Consider the following 15,084-nt stretch of genomic DNA (forward strand, 5'->3'; position numbering starts at 1 on the left):
AATTCGTTTCTGTTTTAGGTAACAGGTAAAGTGTTATTGGTCTCCGCCCATTTTGTTGAAGCTCCATTCGAGTTTCAGCATGAAGTATTGCCCAACACGCTGAAAGCGGTCTTCCGAAATAAAGTTGCTGTTGATGGTGCGGGTATAGCCACGGTTGCTGTTCAGGATATCGTGGGCCACCAACGAGATGATGCCTGAATTGTTCTTGAATACTTTTTTGCTGAATTCCGCATTCCAGATGGTCAGGTTCGGGTTGGCATCAAACGCGGAAATCCGTTGCCGCCAGTCCAGCTCGATGTCGGAACGAAGTTCCCAGGTCTTGCCGAAATTGACGCGGCCCTGGCTTTCGCCGCCATAAGTGAAGTAGTCCGTTTTTGCATTCTTATTCAGGCTGGAGAGCGAACGGCTATAACCGATTTTGGGTTTGGCAAACAAGCTCCATTTTTGTTCGATCTCGTACCGAAGGCCATAGCCAAATTCAATCGTCGAGTAGGTAGTGCGGTTGGCCAGGCCATTAATAAAATTGTTGGCCGTACCGCCATTGGCTTCTACCGAAGCGTTGTGGATCAGTTTTTTTTCACCCTCGCCCTTGTTCCATTCGCCCCAGAAATTCCAGTTATGGTTGCCGTTCACGTTCACCGGCATGGTGGTCTTTTTACCGTATTGGTCAATCGTGGTGATGTTGGTAATGGCATTGTGCGTGGTATTGTAGCTGAGCGACGTCCAGATGCCCGTTTGCTTCAGGAGCTTGTAAGAGTTATACGAGAGCCAGACGTTGTGGCGAAAGCCTACATCCAGGTTCGGGTTGCCGATCACGATATTCAACGGGTCGTTGTTGTTGCGCAGCGGCTGTAATTGCTCCAGGTTGGGCTGAACGGTGGCGCCACGGTAATTCAGGCGGATGGAGTTATTGGGCTTGATCACATACGAGAAGCTCGACTGGGGGGTCAGGTTGAGAAAATTGTAGTGACGTTGGGTGTTGTTGTCCTTGTTCAGCAGGTTCAATGCTACGGCCGATACGCCGGATCCAAACGAGGCCTGTATTTTTTTGGTAGCATACCGGCTGATCAGGGTGCCCGCATGCGAAAGCGCCGTCATGTCGAAATTATTGCTGAAGAGCGGGTTCAGTTGTTCGTATTTGCCGTTGTTGCCTTTTTCGTACGTGTTTCGATTCGATGTTGCCGTGTTGCGGTTGTAACTGTACTCCATCACCAGTGAAATCTTTGTGCTCAACGGTTCCGCATAGGTCAGTTTGGCGCCTATCGTTTCCGAATGTCCCTTGTTGACTTTTTGCTGATCGGAAGTTTCGGTAGAATCGGGAATGCCGTTTTTGTAAAAACGGTTGGTGTAAGCCAGTGTGCCCAACCCGTCATCATCTACCAGGTTGAAACGCAGGTTGGCGATCAGTTGACGGCCGGCTTTATTAAACAGGCGCTTGTATTGTAACGAGTTATCGTTTTGCAACCGGTTGTTTCTTCCCTCGGTTTCGCGGTCGCCGCTGTTTACCCGCAACTTTTCTTCCGAAAGCAGTTCCGTTTCCACGTTCGTGAGGTAGGTCGTCGACTTTTTTGTAAAGGCTGTAATAAAGCGCAGGGAATTGAGCGAGTCAATTTTCCATTCCCATTTGCCGTTGTAGGCGTGTTGCTCGTTCAGGCTTCTCGACTGCGTGGTTTGGTTACTGTAGAATACCGTGTCCGGTAAAATGTTTTGCGTGATGTTGGTGCCCAGGTTGCTTGTGCCAAGGCGGTTGTACCGGTAAGAAGCATTCACACTTTGCTTTTCGCCGCTGAACTTGTTGGAATAAAGCCCGCCTGCCGAATAAGCGTCCGGCAAACCACGCAAATTCCAGTCGTTGAAGGTTTCGTCGTAGGAACCAAAACTCATATAATAACCGGAGACCTCGTCAAACTCGAAATCGTTCAGCCCCAGCTTGCGCTGGTCCTGCCAGTTGATCGAACCCGTGCTGGTGTTGCTCTTGGTGCCGTAAACGGAAAACTTTTTCCGGCCAACAAAACGGTTATACAAAAGCGTGGCATCGGTATACCTGCGGAAGTTGGACGCAACATTGAACCGCCCGAAACCGCCTTTTTTCTGGTCTTCTTTCAGTTTAATGTTGACCGTCTTCCCATCGTTACCGTTGCTGATACCGGTGAGTTGCTGCTGGTCTGTCTTTGTATCGAATACCTGTACTTTGTCTACAGCTCTGGCCGAAATGTTCTTGGTGGCCATTGTGGGGTCATCTCCAAAAAACTCCTCCCCATCTACCAGTACCTTCTGCACCCGCTGTCCCTGCGCAGTTATCTCGCCCTTGCTGTTCACTTGGAAGCCCGGCAGTTTTTTCAGCAGCTCTTCCACAGTGGCACCTTCCCGCACCTTAAAACTGTCGGCCACAAATTCAGTCGTGTCTCCTTTGATTCGGATGGCACCCGCACTGCGGATGATGACAGCCTGCAGCAACTGGGCCCGTTGGGTCATGGCCAGTTTTCCCACGTCTACAGGTTCTGTTTTCACCGGGAGATCATCGGCAAAGTCGGCGAATTTGGGATAGGTCACCAGCAGGGTATATGCGCCCGGCCTGACATCGTTTAACTGGAACGAACCGGTTCTATCCGTACGGGTGAACTTGTAGAGAGTGGAGTCTTTTTGATAAAGCAGCGAAACAACCGCGTTGGAAAGAGACTTTTTTTCGGCTGTGTCGGTGACAGAGCCTTTAACGGTGGTTTGTGCGGAAAGGGTGTGTGCACAGAGCAGCACGGCGAAGGCAAAAAGCAGTCGTCTCATGTGTTGGTTATTGGTAAAGCAATTTAATCGGTAAAGAGTTTTCGACTTGTTAACTTTACTTAAACGGTCAAAAATTCTTTATATGATGCAGAACGAGGGAATTTCCACAAATCAAAAAGTTAGTCGCTACGAGGATCAGAATTTTGTGGATACCACGAAGTCAGTCTGGAACTATTCTATCCTTTACGATGACGACGTGGCCTACTTCCAGGCCGGTTCGCATTACAGTATTTACAAGAAATTCGGATCAAAGCGGCTGAGTGTTCTGGATCGGGAGGGGTATTATTTCTGTGTCTGGGCGCCCAATGCCACCCAGGTTTCCGTTATCGGCAATTTCAACGACTGGAACGCCGAATCGCATCCGTTGAATCCCCGGTGGGACAAGAGCGGCATCTGGGAAGGATTTATACCGGGCCTGAAAAAGGGCGAGTTGTACAAATATCACATCACCGGTTTTGAAGGAAGGATTACGGTAAAGGGTGACCCGCTGGCCAATTTTTGGGAAAAACGTCCCCTCACATCCACCATCACGTGGGAATTCGATTATCAATGGGGCGATAGCAACTGGATGCAAAACCGCAAGGAGAAAAATGCGCTGGATGCGCCCTGGAGCGTGTATGAAGTGCACCTGGCAAGCTGGATGCGCCCCGACCCGGCAAACGAGGAAGAATACAATTCCTACGAATACATTACAGAGCGCCTCGTGAGCTATGTAAAAGAGTTGGGATTTACCCACGTGGAACTTATGCCCGTGATGGAACACCCATTCGACGGAAGTTGGGGCTACCAGTGCACTGGCTATTTTGCACCGACCTCACGGTTTGGTCCACCCGAAGGCCTGATGCACATGATTGATCAACTGCACCAAAACGGGATCGGTGTTATTCTCGACTGGGTGCCGTCGCACTTCCCTTACGATGCACATGGTCTTTACATGTTCGACGGAACGCATACCTACGAATACGCCGACATGCGCAAAGGCTTTCACCCCGACTGGAATTCGTACATCTTCAATTACAAAAGGGGAGAGGTCAAGTCCTTTCTCATCAGCAGTGCCCGTTTTTGGTTCGACCTTTTTCATATTGACGGGATTCGTGTGGACGCCGTTTCGTCTATTCTCCGGCTCGACTATTCGCGGACTGAAGGGCAATGGGAACCCAACGAATACGGTGGCAACGGCAACCTCGAAGCGATCGCATTCATCAAAGACCTGAACGAAACGATCTTCCGCGATTTTCCCGACGTACAAACCATCGCGGAGGAAGCGACCGACTGGCCAGGGATTTCAAAGCCAACATTCATGGGAGGCCTTGGTTTCGGGATGAAATGGATGATGGGCTGGATGCACGACACGCTGGACTATTTTAAGATCGATCCGTACTTCCGTTCTCATCATCAAAACAAGTTTTCGTTTAGCATGATGTATTTCTACGACGAAAACTTTATGCTCCCCCTGAGCCATGATGAAGTGGTGCACGGCAAAAGCCCCATGCTCTATAAAATGCCCGGTGATGAGTGGCAAAAATTTGCCAACCTGCGTGTGCTGTACACCTATATGTGGACCCATCCCGGCGCAAGGCTTCTTTTCATGGGCGATGAATTTGGCCAGACCAGTGAATGGAATTATAAATCGGAGCTGCAGTGGTATCTCCTCCAACACGATTCGCACAAAAAGCTGCAGGAATGTGTCAGGGAACTAAACCGTTTATTGCGACAGGAGCCGGCCTTGTATGAATGCCAGTTCTCGCCCAACGGCTTTCAATGGGTTGACCTGAACCACCGGGATGCCTGCGTGCTGGTGTACAAGCGGATGGGGAAAACGGAAGACGACGATATCCTGGTCGTCCTCAATACGAATCCCCTCCCCAAGGAACAGTGGCAAATCGAAGTGACAAGGCCATACAAAAAGGAAATCTTCAACAGCGACAGTGCCCAGTTCTGGGGCACGGGAAACTATTCCAACTCCAACCTGGTTTGCGAGCCGATTGGGGAAGGGGACGACAAACGGTACCGGTTGCTGGTAAATCTGCCGCCGCTGGCAGCGGTCCTGCTGAAATAAGGCGTTGAAAAAATCCTGGAGGCCGCATACGCAAAATGCGGCCTTTTCGTTTTATTTTCGACCCGTAATCGAAAAACACTATCCTATGCAAAAAAACCTGCTGGCTGCAGCCGCCATCTTCTTCTCTTCGGCTGCTTTTGCCCAAACCGACAGTTCCGCAATTTACCTGCAAAAAGCCCTGGACGAAAAAGCCAAAGGGCGAAGAATGGAGGTCGTCAAAGCCCTGGAGAAGGCGGAACGTTTGAACCCTAAAAATACCCAGGTTGTAAGCGAACTGGCCACGGCTTATCTGGATATTCGCCTGCTGGCCAAGGCAAAAGAAAAATTGACCCAACTGGAAAGCATGGGCGGCGCCACAGCTGCCACCTACAAGCAGTTGATGAATTTGAATTACAACATGCGGCAGTTCCCGGATGCCATCAAGTATGCCGGTTTGTTGCAGAAAGCCGATGCGGCAGAAAAGGTGGACTATATCCTGGGCCGTTCCTACTACGAAATGGAAGACTTGGCAAATGGCATCCGGTTCCTGGAAGCAGCAGCAAAGGCCGAACCGGAAAATGCTGAAATCCCGCATATCCTGGCAACCGCTTTCACCAACATGCAAAATATAAAGCAGGCCATACCGTATTTCCAGAAGGCCGTCGCGCTGGATCCAAAGAATGCCCGTTTAACTTATGAAATGGCGCTGGCTTATTATGCCATGAACGACGACCAGAATGCCCTGAAATACATGCTGGAAGCCGGTGAGAAAGGATATAAAAAAGACAACGAGTATATGCAAAACCTGTCCACGGCCCTGATGAACGCCGGCAAGTTTGGTGAAGGTCTGGAGATGATGAAGCAAACCCTCGCCAAGCGTCCGACCGACCTTGGGTTACTGGACATGATTGCCGAAGCCTGCTACGATGCCGGCAAATACGACGATGCCATTGGCTTCTACAACAAGATACTGGAGATCGACAATAAAAAGGCCGAAGCCATGTATATGATGGGAATGGCCTACCAGAAAAAAGGCAAGGTGGACAATGGCCGGGCCCTTTGCGACAAGGCAATTGCCATGGATCCAAGCCTGCGCAACCTGAAAACGGAAAAGCAGATGCCGGGCGGATTTTAAACCAACGTCGGTTTGGTGGCCGGATGCTGGGTATCGGGGTGTTCGATATTGAGATAGTCAATATTGGGATATTTCGCTGGTTTGTCTGCTACTACATAAATGCAAGATTCAATTTGAGCTGAATGAGACTGTTTCTCACAGATGGCACAGAAAGCACAGATAAATATCCTGCGTTCATCCGTGCGGTCTGTGAGAAATATTGTCGCTCTGTGATAAAACAGCAAAGCCCCGCCATTGCAGGGCTTCACCGGGTGGGGTTTCCAGCGAAACAGAGGTTAGCGAATGCGTTTAATGCCACAGCCGACTGAACGCGTTGTGTTGACACTAACTTCTTTGCCGGCAAGCATCTCTTCTATGGCGATGCGTAGGTGTTTGCGGGTAACAGTGGATTCGTCGGGGTTGTCGTCGATGGCACCCCGGTAAACCAGTTTGCCTTCCTTATTAAAGAGATAATTTTCCGGTGTGCGGGTAGCGCCGAAGACGTCGGCCAGTCTGTTCTTTTCATCCACAACATAAGGCCATTGGTAACCCTGCTCCGCAGCGTATCGCTGCATGGCTTCGAAGGAGTCGTCGCCGTCACGTTCAGCAGCATTGGCGTTGACCAGGATGACACCAATCTCGTTCGAAAGGGCAAGTTTCGCGATCTCCTTGGTGCGTTGCTGGTTTCGTCGCACATAAGGACAGGTATTGCAGCTAAACATCACCAGCAGCCCGTTCTTTTTTACCGACTCTTTCAGGGTGAATTCTTTTCCGCCTACATCTTTCATGGGCGGGTCTGCATTCGGGATATCGGCCCCGATCGGCAACTGCGTAGGTAGGGCAAACGCAAAAAGCGGTAAGGCCAGGAAGAGGTACCTATTTTCATAACCAGGCGTTTTCGTAAGGTTCCGAAACTTTTTGGTGTTCCTTCCACCGCCTGTCTGGCTGTAACCAGGATTCATCAAAACAGCAGTACAAAAATTTGCTGCTTACCGGGCCTGTGCCGCCTCTATCCGCTTTTTGTCTTCTTCCCTGTAGACATTCGCTTTTTTGACATGCTCTTCAAATGTCGAACTGAACAGGTGCCCGTTCAGCCGGCTGTTGGCAACGAAATAGAGATAGGGGGTTTGGGCAGGGTTCAGAACCGCATCGATGGTGATCTTGGAGGGTGTGCAGATCGGGCCCGGTGGCAGCCCTTTATTTTGATAGGTGTTGTAAGGAGAAGCAACATGGAGAATCGGCCCTGCGATCCGTTTCAGCGCAAACTCACGGGTGGCAAATTTGAGGGTAGGGTCGGCCTGCAGCGGCATTCCTTTTTTCAGCCGGTTCAGGTATACGCTGGCCACCGTGTCTTTTTCCTTGTTGTTGGTTGTTTCTTCTTCGATGATCGATGCAAGGATATAGGCTTCTTTTGGCGTAAGGCCGATCGCTTCGGCTTTTGTTTTTCGGTCCTGGTTCCAGAATTTTTTTGCCTCCGCATGGATCTTCCGGTACACCGCCGAAGGCGTGGTATTCCAGAAGTAGGTATAGGTATCCGGGATAACATTCCACAATGCCGATGCCGTATCCGCCCCATATCTCTGCAATGTGTCGGAATTGTTGAGAAAGCTGATCATCTGCGACGAGTCAAATTCGAAACGGGCACCGGTAAACCGGGCAAAGTCTTCTTTGGTGCGCAACTTGGTGATCACCAAATTAACCGGTGTTTGCCGGCCGTTTCGCAGCATGCGGGCAATGGTCAGCAGGCTCGTGCCTTTTTTGATCTCGTACTTGCCCGGCTTGATGGCGGTCCAGTAATTCAGCCGGCTGGCAAGAAATTCAAACGCCGTTTTGTTGGAGACGAGTTTGTTTTTCTCGATAGAGTCCAACACCGCCTGTTTGGTGGCGGCATCAGAGCGGATATAGAGATATTCTTTTTGTGCGGAAAAGCCTGTGCCGGGACCGAGGAAAATCCAGCCGGCAACTGCAGCTGCCAGCAAAACCAAAAGAAGTCCGATCAAAAGAATCTTTTTCATACCGTTCAAAGTAACAAAAAACCCTGCCGTAAGAGGCAGGGTTTCCGGAAATATCGTGAAGGAAAACTTACTTGGCTGGTTGTTGCGCAGGTGCCGGTTGCGGGTTCTGCACAGGAGCTGTCTGCTGCGTGTTGGTTACGCCGCTACCCAGGTTGTCGGCACGATTGATGCTGCGGCCACCGGCAATAAACAAGGTAGAAGCGATACAAAGAATGGCAATAACACCGGCAAAAATCCAGGTGCCTTTTTCCAAAACGTCGGTGGTTTGTTTCACACCCATAAACTGGTTGCTGAAACCGGCAATATTCCCGGCCAGGCCACCGCCCTTGGGATTTTGCACCAATACGATCAGGGTCAGCACAACACAGGCAAGGATAATCAGAATGATAAATAAGGTGGTCATGATCCGCTTAGATTTTCAATTTTGGCAGCAAAATAAGCCTTTTTGGAGGGATTGAGCAAACTTAATTTGTTATAGATTTCCCGGGCTTTTTCGGTTGCGCCTTGTTTGGCCCACACTTCGGCCATTGCTTCGGTTACCACATCGCTTTGCTCGACAGAGTGGCTGGCCATGGTTTCCACGTTCTTTTCGGCCGTGCTTTCGGGCCGTTTTGCCATTTCCGTGGCCGGCAACCGCTTCATGGTTTTCAGCCATTCGGTAAAGCTGCGCATCTGCTTTCCTAATCTGTCTTTCGGCAGTTCATCTGTCATGATTTTGATACCCTGCGAAGCAAAATAGTCGACGGCGTGATAGGGCTCAAAGGTCAGCGCTTCGCCCTGTTGCGGCGACATACCGGTTGCAGAAGGAATGGCTTTCGATGGATTGTCCCTTTCATTCGTTACATTCCCTTCAGCCGTAAGTTCACCGGCCGTTTGTTCTTCTGCTGTAACTGGTATGGCGCCGGTTGTTGTGCCGGAATCCACAGCCGGTTCCGTTTCGTCAGTCGCTGGCGTTTCATCTGCTGAGTCGTCGCTCTCACTTTCTTCCGTCAGGGAGAACGATCCAGTCATGGGTTCGTCGCGAATAGGTGTTTCGCCGTCTTCGTCGGTTGCCGGTAAAGCTTCTTCGTCTTGCTGCGCCAAGCCTTCCTGCACGTCAGCTTGTTCAGGCTCGTCCGCTAACCGGCCTTCTTGTTCGGTACTCTTCTGCACAGGAAAAATTGATTCGTCTGCGACAGGATCCAGGTCGGATTCCTGTTCCGTCAACCGGTCTGGTTTACCTGCATTTAGCGCCGTGCGGTTGAGCACAGCCGATTCGTCCATGTAAAATTTCTCCGCAGAAACGAATGCTTCAAACTGCACGGGGTCGTGGAAATAAAGCACGGCTTTTCGCTGTTGCGCCTCCACTTCTGGAGAACCGGACTCCTTTAATTTCTGCAGCAAAAGAAACTGCGCGGGAGCGAAATAGGGATACCGCCTCGTGAGTTGTTGGATTTCATCTACACTATAATCGTCCAGTGAAGTTTTGCCAGGCAGGAGGTGAGCCAATCCATGTATTCTTTCGCTCATAGAGAGGGCAAGTTACATCACCAATTGGAAAAAATATGATTGAAAATTTCGTCCGTCAGGTTGCGAACCATCTCATCCAGCAGGCTCGACTCTGCTGCCTGCAACGACTGCGAGGCGGCGAAATCAAAACTCCGGCTGACATCAAATTCTTCCGGCTGGTTGCCGAATTTGCTCAGCGAAACATGCACTCGTACGGTTAGACGGTTGAGGGAAGATTGTTGCTGTCCGTTCGAACTGGTCACGCCTGTTGTGGCAACGGAATAATCGGCAATGTAACCGGTGATATTGTAGTCGGCGTTTTCGTTATTGGTATTGGTCAGCTTTGTTTGGCTGACGATTTTTTGGCGGAGCCGGTCCGACATGGCCGGGCTTACCTGCGGGTTCACATAGGGTGCCTTGTTTTCGAACGTGGTCACTTTTACGGTGCGGGCACTGTCGGTGATCTGTCCTTTTTCGGAAAAGCCGTAAATGCCGCAGGACGAGAAAGGGAAAGTCAAAAGTAAAACGTAAAAAAGAGGAGCTGCCAAAAGGAGCAGTTTGTTTTTCCTGATGAAAGGTGGAAGCATAAAATTCTGGCTTTTGACTTTTAAAGTTTACTGGTCGATGTCGTACTCTTTTAGTTTGCGATAAAGGGTTCGTTCGCTGATGCCCAAGTCCATGGCGGCATCCTTGCGTTTGTTCTTGTGCTTTTTCAGCGCCTTGATGATCAGTTCTTTTTCCTTGTCCATGATGTTGAGGCTTTCGTCCACCTCTTCGTGGGCATGAATTTCACCGGTGTTGTGCATGAGCACAGGTTGTGAAGCCTGCGCTGCGTTGCCCATAATCAGCGGTGTGCTGACGCCGACTTGCTGGAGGTCTCTTACTTCGGCAAGAACGGAATGGTTTTGATTGGCAACGGCCGGATTTTGCACCATTTCTACGAAAAGCTTTTTCAATTCCGTCACGTCCCGCTTCATGTCAAAAAAGAGCTTGTACAGGATCTCCCGCTCGTTGCTGAACTCATGGGTTTCCTGCCCGTTGGTGTGTGCTAAAACCGGAAGGCGGTTAACCGGCGTATGTTCCGGCAGGAAGCGGTTCAGTTCTCTCGCTGAAACCTGTTTGTCACGGGCCAGGACAGAGATTTGTTCCGCCAGGTTTTTCAGTTCGCGAACGTTACCGGGAAAGGGGTGATTGGTCAATATGTTCCGGGCTTCTTCATCGAGTTGGACAGGTGTTGTTTTATAGCGTTCGGCAAAATCAACAACGAACTTGCGGAACAGTACCACGATGTCCTCTTTCCGGTCTCGCAAGGCCGGCACCCGGATGGGAACGGTATTCAGCCGGTAGTAAAGGTCTTCGCGGAACCTGCCGTTTTGCACCAGTTGCAGCAGGTCCTTGTTGGTTGCGGCGATGACCCGTACATCGGTTTTTTGAACCTTGGAAGACCCCACCCGGATAAATTCGCCAGACTCCAATACCCGCAGCAGGCGGGCCTGCGTGCCCAGCGGCATTTCGCCAATTTCGTCGAGAAAGATGGTGCCGCCGTTTACGGTTTCGAAATACCCTTTCCGGCTATCGACAGCGCCGGTAAACGATCCTTTTTCGTGTCCGAATAATTCGGAGTCGATGGTGCCTTCAGGAATGGCACCGCAGTTCACAGCAATGAACGGGTTATGCTTCCGGGCCGAAAGAGAGTGAATGATATGCGAAAAGGCTTCTTTCCCCACACCGCTTTCACCTGCGATCAAAACAGTGAGATCCGTATTGGCGACCTGCACGGCCACTTCCAATGCATAGTTGAGGGCGGGAGAATTGCCAATGATTCCAAACCGGTTTTTGATGCTTTGTAAATCCATTCGTTTTTTTTAAACTATGCTGCCAAATAGGGTTGCCTGCGAGCAATCCGCAATTCTGACGTTGACGTAATCGCCTGGTTTCAGGTCAAATGATTCCTTCGGAAAAATGACGACTTTGTTCTGCGAGTTTCGTCCCATCCAGGCTTCCTCGCTCCGGCGTGAATTTGCTTCGATCAGCACCCGGACTGTTTTTCCAATGTCTTTCTTGTTGCTTTGCAGCGAAAGCCGGTTCTGTGTTTCCACGATCTCCTGCAGCCTGCGTTTTTTAACGTCTTCCGGAATATCGTCCTGGTAACGGCGCTGGGCCAGCGTGCCGGGCCTTTCGCTGTAAAAAAACATATAGCTCATGTCGTAGCCGGCATATTCCATCAGGCTGACAGTGTCTTTGTGTTCGTCTTCTGTTTCGGTGCAAAAACCGGCAATGATGTCGGACGAAATACCGCAGTCGGGCATGATCTCCCGGATGCGGTCAACTTTTGCCATGTACCATTCGCGGGTGTAGTTGCGGTTCATCAGTTGAAGAACACGGGTAGAACCGCTTTGCAGCGGCAGGTGAATGTATTTGCAAATGTTTTCATGCTTCGCCATCGTATGCAGCACATCGTCGGTAATGTCTTTAGGATGGGATGTGGAAAAACGCACACGCAAGTCCGGAGAGATAAGGGCAACCATCTCCAGGAGATTGGCAAATGTGACAGGCTTCGGCTCGCTGTCCGAAATATAATAATAGCTGTCGACGTTTTGTCCCAACAGGGTTACTTCTTTGTAGCCGGCGTCAAAAAGTTCCTGGCATTCGTGGAGAATGCTGGCTGCATCCCGGCTCCGTTCGCGGCCCCGTGTAAACGGCACCACGCAAAATGAGCACATGTTGTTGCAGCCGCGCATGATGCTGACAAAAGCTGTAATGCCATTGCTGTTGAGGCGCACCGGCGCAATATCGGCGTAGGTTTCTTCCCGGCTCAAAAGAACATTCACGGCTTTCTGGCCACCACCGGCTTCGGCGATCAGGTCGGGAAGAGTGCGATACGCATCGGGTCCCACCACGATATCCACCAGCTTTTCTTCCTCCAGGAATTTTGCTTTCAGCCGCTCGGCCATGCAACCCAATACGCCAACCAGCATCGCCGGTTTTGCTTTTTTCAGTTTTTTGAATTCGGAGAGTCGCTTCCGTACCGTCTGCTCCGCTTTTTCCCGGATGGAGCAGGTGTTGAGCAAAATCAGATCGGCTTCCTCGAAATTCCGGGTGGCGCCGTAGCCCTGGTCGTAAAGAATGGAAGCGACAATTTCACTGTCGCTGAAATTCATCTGGCAACCGTAGCTCTCAATATAAAAATGGCGTTTGTAGGTGTTTGCGTCGCTTTGAAAGGGCGCATATGCCTCGCCTTGCCGTTTTTCGTCGTGTTGTTTATCAATAAGAAGTTCCTGCATCATAGATAAGTGGGGTCAAAGATAAAGAATATGCTTTTTTGTGACAGGATGACAGCAACGGGTGTGCTCTTTTTACCAATCCGTTTGCAGATAGAAACGGGTAAATCGCCAGGTAAAAAACAGTTGCGGCGGGCCTGGCTGCAATGAGACTGGCCCGGTCACACGGGTGCCTGAAGGATCAATTGGATTAAAAACTGGTTTAATGGCTGGAGCCAGCCGGCAGGGTTACTTTGCGGGCAAGCCAGGAATCTTTGATCGGAACAATCCAGGCATTTTCCAGTTCATTCCTGGTTTGCACAAGATTGTTGAAGTAAAGCGTATTCCCGTCGATGAAATGATTTTGCAGGGCGTAGGAGAGCTGGCTTAGGGGCAGCAACTGAATTTTATTTTTGATATAAAACGCAAGGTGGGTGCGGTTGAAAAAGTCCACCTTGAACTGTTCGCCCAGGCTCTTGATGAAACGAACCGAGGAATCCGTGCTGCAGCCACTTACGCCGGCCTTTGTTTCATCCGCCATCAGCAACACAAACTGCCCGAAGAACAAATTGCCATAGGCTTCCACATCGGCGCCGTGGGAACGCCATTCGGCCGTAAACTTGTTTAACAGCGCCTCGATTTCCAATGCTTCTGAGAGCGAAAAAAGCCGGCTGCTCTGGTAAATCCATACGCGGCTGTTATCGGAAAAGTTATCGGGAAGAAGGTGCTTGTACTCGAGGTTCATGGTGCAAAAATACAAACACCTTTCGTTCTTTGGGCGGGCTTCCTTTCCGACCCGGGATTTGTCGGCGGAAGGATGCTGCAGCCTGATCCAAATGTAGCGGAGGGTTGCTTGCACGGGCAAAACAATTGCCTTATTTTGTGGCCCGATCCGTAATCTTTTGAATATTTATGCCACCGACTGCTTTTCTTCGTTTGCCAAAGGCGCTTCGCCTGTTTTCCCTGTTCTGTTGTTTGGCCGCTGTTCCGGCCCTGGCTCAAAAAGCCCAGTTGTATACCTACCAGGACCTCTCTAAAACGGCTTATGCCAGGCAAAAGGACTCCCTGAAGAAATTTTGGATTTGCCCTACGCTTTATACCGAAAAAGAAACCCAGAAAAAATACCGGGAAATCTGGGATGGCCGCGCTGCCTATATTGCCACGGCCATCGACAATAACAATTACGTAAAGGAGGATGAAGTTTACCGTTATGTCGACGGCATCCTGGCCAATCTTGTTTCCGGTAACCAGGGTATGCTGCCACAAAAGCCCTTGCTGTTGATCGACCGGAGTGCCGCAGTTAATGCGTATGCGATTGGCGGAAATATCATTGCCGTTAATGCGGGCCTGATCAGCTTTGCTGAAAGCCGCGAGGAAATTGCCCTTGTCATTGCCCACGAACTTTCGCACAACATTCTGCAGCATCCCGATCAATCCATGCGGGAACAGGCGGAATATTTCACTTCGGCCGAATACAAAAAGTCGCTGGATGATGTTCTCAAAAATGAATACCAGCGGTTTTCCAAACTGAAAAAAATCTTCGAAGGATATTCTATCGACCGGAGTCGCCATCACCGTTACCACGAAAGCGACGCCGACTCTCTTGCCGTTGTGCTATTAAAGAATAGCCATATTGGCTTCGACGCCCGTTTCTTTCTTCGCCTGGACAGCGCCGACATGCAATACCGTCAGCCGCTGGCGCACCCGGTAAAAGCGTATTTTTCTCCCTACAACATGCAACTGGAAGATGCATGGACGCAAAAGCGGTCGAAAGGACTTTCCACCCGCAATTACAATTTCCAGGATAACAACAAGCTGGAAGATTCGCTGAAGACCCATCCTGACTGCGACGCACGGTATGCTGCGACTTTGAAAGCAACCGACGCAGGCCTGAACTTGACGGCCATCCCATTTTCCGTCAAAGAAAAAGCCAACCGCATTCTTATCTGGAACCTGTTTGACGACCTCAAACTGACAGCCTGCCTCTACCGCATTTTTTTGGAAAAGGACAAGGGCAACAACGATCCCTGGTACGACTTTATGGTGCACAACATTGTGCAGGGATTGTATTACTCCGATAAACAACTCAATCGCTTCCGCTCTATCGCCATCGTTCCGAAAGAATATATTTCCAAAGACTATTATGCCCTGCAAACGGCGCTGGAGCAGATCCCACGGGAAAACCTGCAGCAGTTTTGCTCCGTTTCACGTTCGCTTGCCTTCTGGCAAAGCCTGCCTGCCGATGCGGTTGGGCTAAAGTCGCTGATGGCTGCTTTAAACACCGGGGAGAGCAATGAAGACAAGGCCAATGCCTCTGCCGCAAAAGCGTTCCTCGAAACCTATAGCAACAGCATGTATTGCGAATTTGCCAATCATTTTAAACAGTAA

The 15,084-nt window shown here is 50.3% G+C and carries 12 protein-coding genes; 3 read left to right on the forward strand and 9 right to left on the reverse strand.

Annotated elements, in window-relative coordinates; all coding sequences use genetic code 11:
- Positions 1-33: 33 nt before the first annotated feature.
- Positions 34-2,781 carry a TonB-dependent receptor gene (locus D6024_RS22485; RefSeq protein WP_121357071.1) on the reverse strand — a complete coding sequence of 916 codons (2,748 nt, stop codon included), beginning with the start codon at positions 2,779-2,781 and terminating at the stop codon, positions 34-36.
- 82 nt (positions 2,782-2,863) lie between these two features.
- On the opposite strand from D6024_RS22485, the gene glgB reads away from it, so the two are divergent.
- Both glgB and D6024_RS22495 read left to right on the forward strand, forming a co-directional pair.
- Entirely contained in the window at positions 2,864-4,840 is a 1,977-nt protein-coding gene (gene glgB, locus D6024_RS22490) for a 1,4-alpha-glucan branching protein GlgB (RefSeq protein ID WP_240410125.1), read from the forward strand.
- A gap of 85 nt (positions 4,841-4,925) precedes the next feature.
- Positions 4,926-5,954 (forward strand): tetratricopeptide repeat protein, encoded by a 1,029-nt coding sequence (locus D6024_RS22495; protein ID WP_162944947.1) that lies wholly within the window; start codon positions 4,926-4,928, stop codon positions 5,952-5,954.
- A 275-nt stretch (positions 5,955-6,229) separates the two neighbouring features.
- Here the strand turns inward: D6024_RS22495 and D6024_RS22500 are convergent, their stop codons facing one another.
- From D6024_RS22500 to D6024_RS22535, 8 genes are all read right to left on the reverse strand, one after another.
- Positions 6,230-6,895: a thioredoxin family protein gene (locus tag D6024_RS22500; protein WP_121357073.1), complete on the reverse strand. Its 666-nt coding sequence runs from the start codon at positions 6,893-6,895 to the stop codon at positions 6,230-6,232.
- A gap of 27 nt (positions 6,896-6,922) precedes the next feature.
- Complete coding sequence (mltG, locus tag D6024_RS22505) at positions 6,923-7,948, reverse strand: endolytic transglycosylase MltG (RefSeq protein WP_162944948.1); 1,026 nt, start codon at positions 7,946-7,948, stop codon at positions 6,923-6,925.
- Between the two features lie 67 nt (positions 7,949-8,015).
- The gene (gene secG, locus D6024_RS22510) at positions 8,016-8,351 is read right to left on the reverse strand and encodes a preprotein translocase subunit SecG (protein ID WP_121357075.1); all 336 of its coding nucleotides are present in this window, start codon (positions 8,349-8,351) and stop codon (positions 8,016-8,018) included.
- Positions 8,348-9,457 carry a hypothetical protein gene (locus D6024_RS22515; RefSeq protein WP_162944949.1) on the reverse strand — a complete coding sequence of 370 codons (1,110 nt, stop codon included), beginning with the start codon at positions 9,455-9,457 and terminating at the stop codon, positions 8,348-8,350. Before D6024_RS22515 ends, secG begins: the two co-directional genes overlap by 4 nt.
- 17 nt (positions 9,458-9,474) lie before the next feature.
- Complete coding sequence (lptE, locus tag D6024_RS22520; RefSeq protein WP_121357077.1) at positions 9,475-10,023, reverse strand: LPS assembly lipoprotein LptE; 549 nt, start codon at positions 10,021-10,023, stop codon at positions 9,475-9,477.
- A 27-nt stretch (positions 10,024-10,050) separates the two neighbouring features.
- A complete protein-coding gene (locus D6024_RS22525; RefSeq protein WP_121357078.1) occupies positions 10,051-11,292 on the reverse strand; it encodes a sigma-54 interaction domain-containing protein in 1,242 nt (413 codons plus the stop codon).
- A gap of 9 nt (positions 11,293-11,301) precedes the next feature.
- A complete protein-coding gene (gene miaB, locus D6024_RS22530) occupies positions 11,302-12,720 on the reverse strand; it encodes a tRNA (N6-isopentenyl adenosine(37)-C2)-methylthiotransferase MiaB (protein ID WP_121357104.1) in 1,419 nt (472 codons plus the stop codon).
- Positions 12,721-12,919: 199 nt separating this feature from the next.
- Positions 12,920-13,441: a hypothetical protein gene (locus D6024_RS22535; RefSeq protein WP_121357105.1), complete on the reverse strand. Its 522-nt coding sequence runs from the start codon at positions 13,439-13,441 to the stop codon at positions 12,920-12,922.
- A gap of 167 nt (positions 13,442-13,608) precedes the next feature.
- On the opposite strand from D6024_RS22535, the gene D6024_RS22540 reads away from it, so the two are divergent.
- A complete protein-coding gene (locus D6024_RS22540) occupies positions 13,609-15,084 on the forward strand; it encodes a M48 family metalloprotease (RefSeq protein ID WP_121357079.1) in 1,476 nt (491 codons plus the stop codon).

The organism is Flavisolibacter nicotianae (assembly GCF_003628535.1).
GTDB lineage: Bacteria > Bacteroidota > Bacteroidia > Chitinophagales > Chitinophagaceae > Flavisolibacter > Flavisolibacter nicotianae.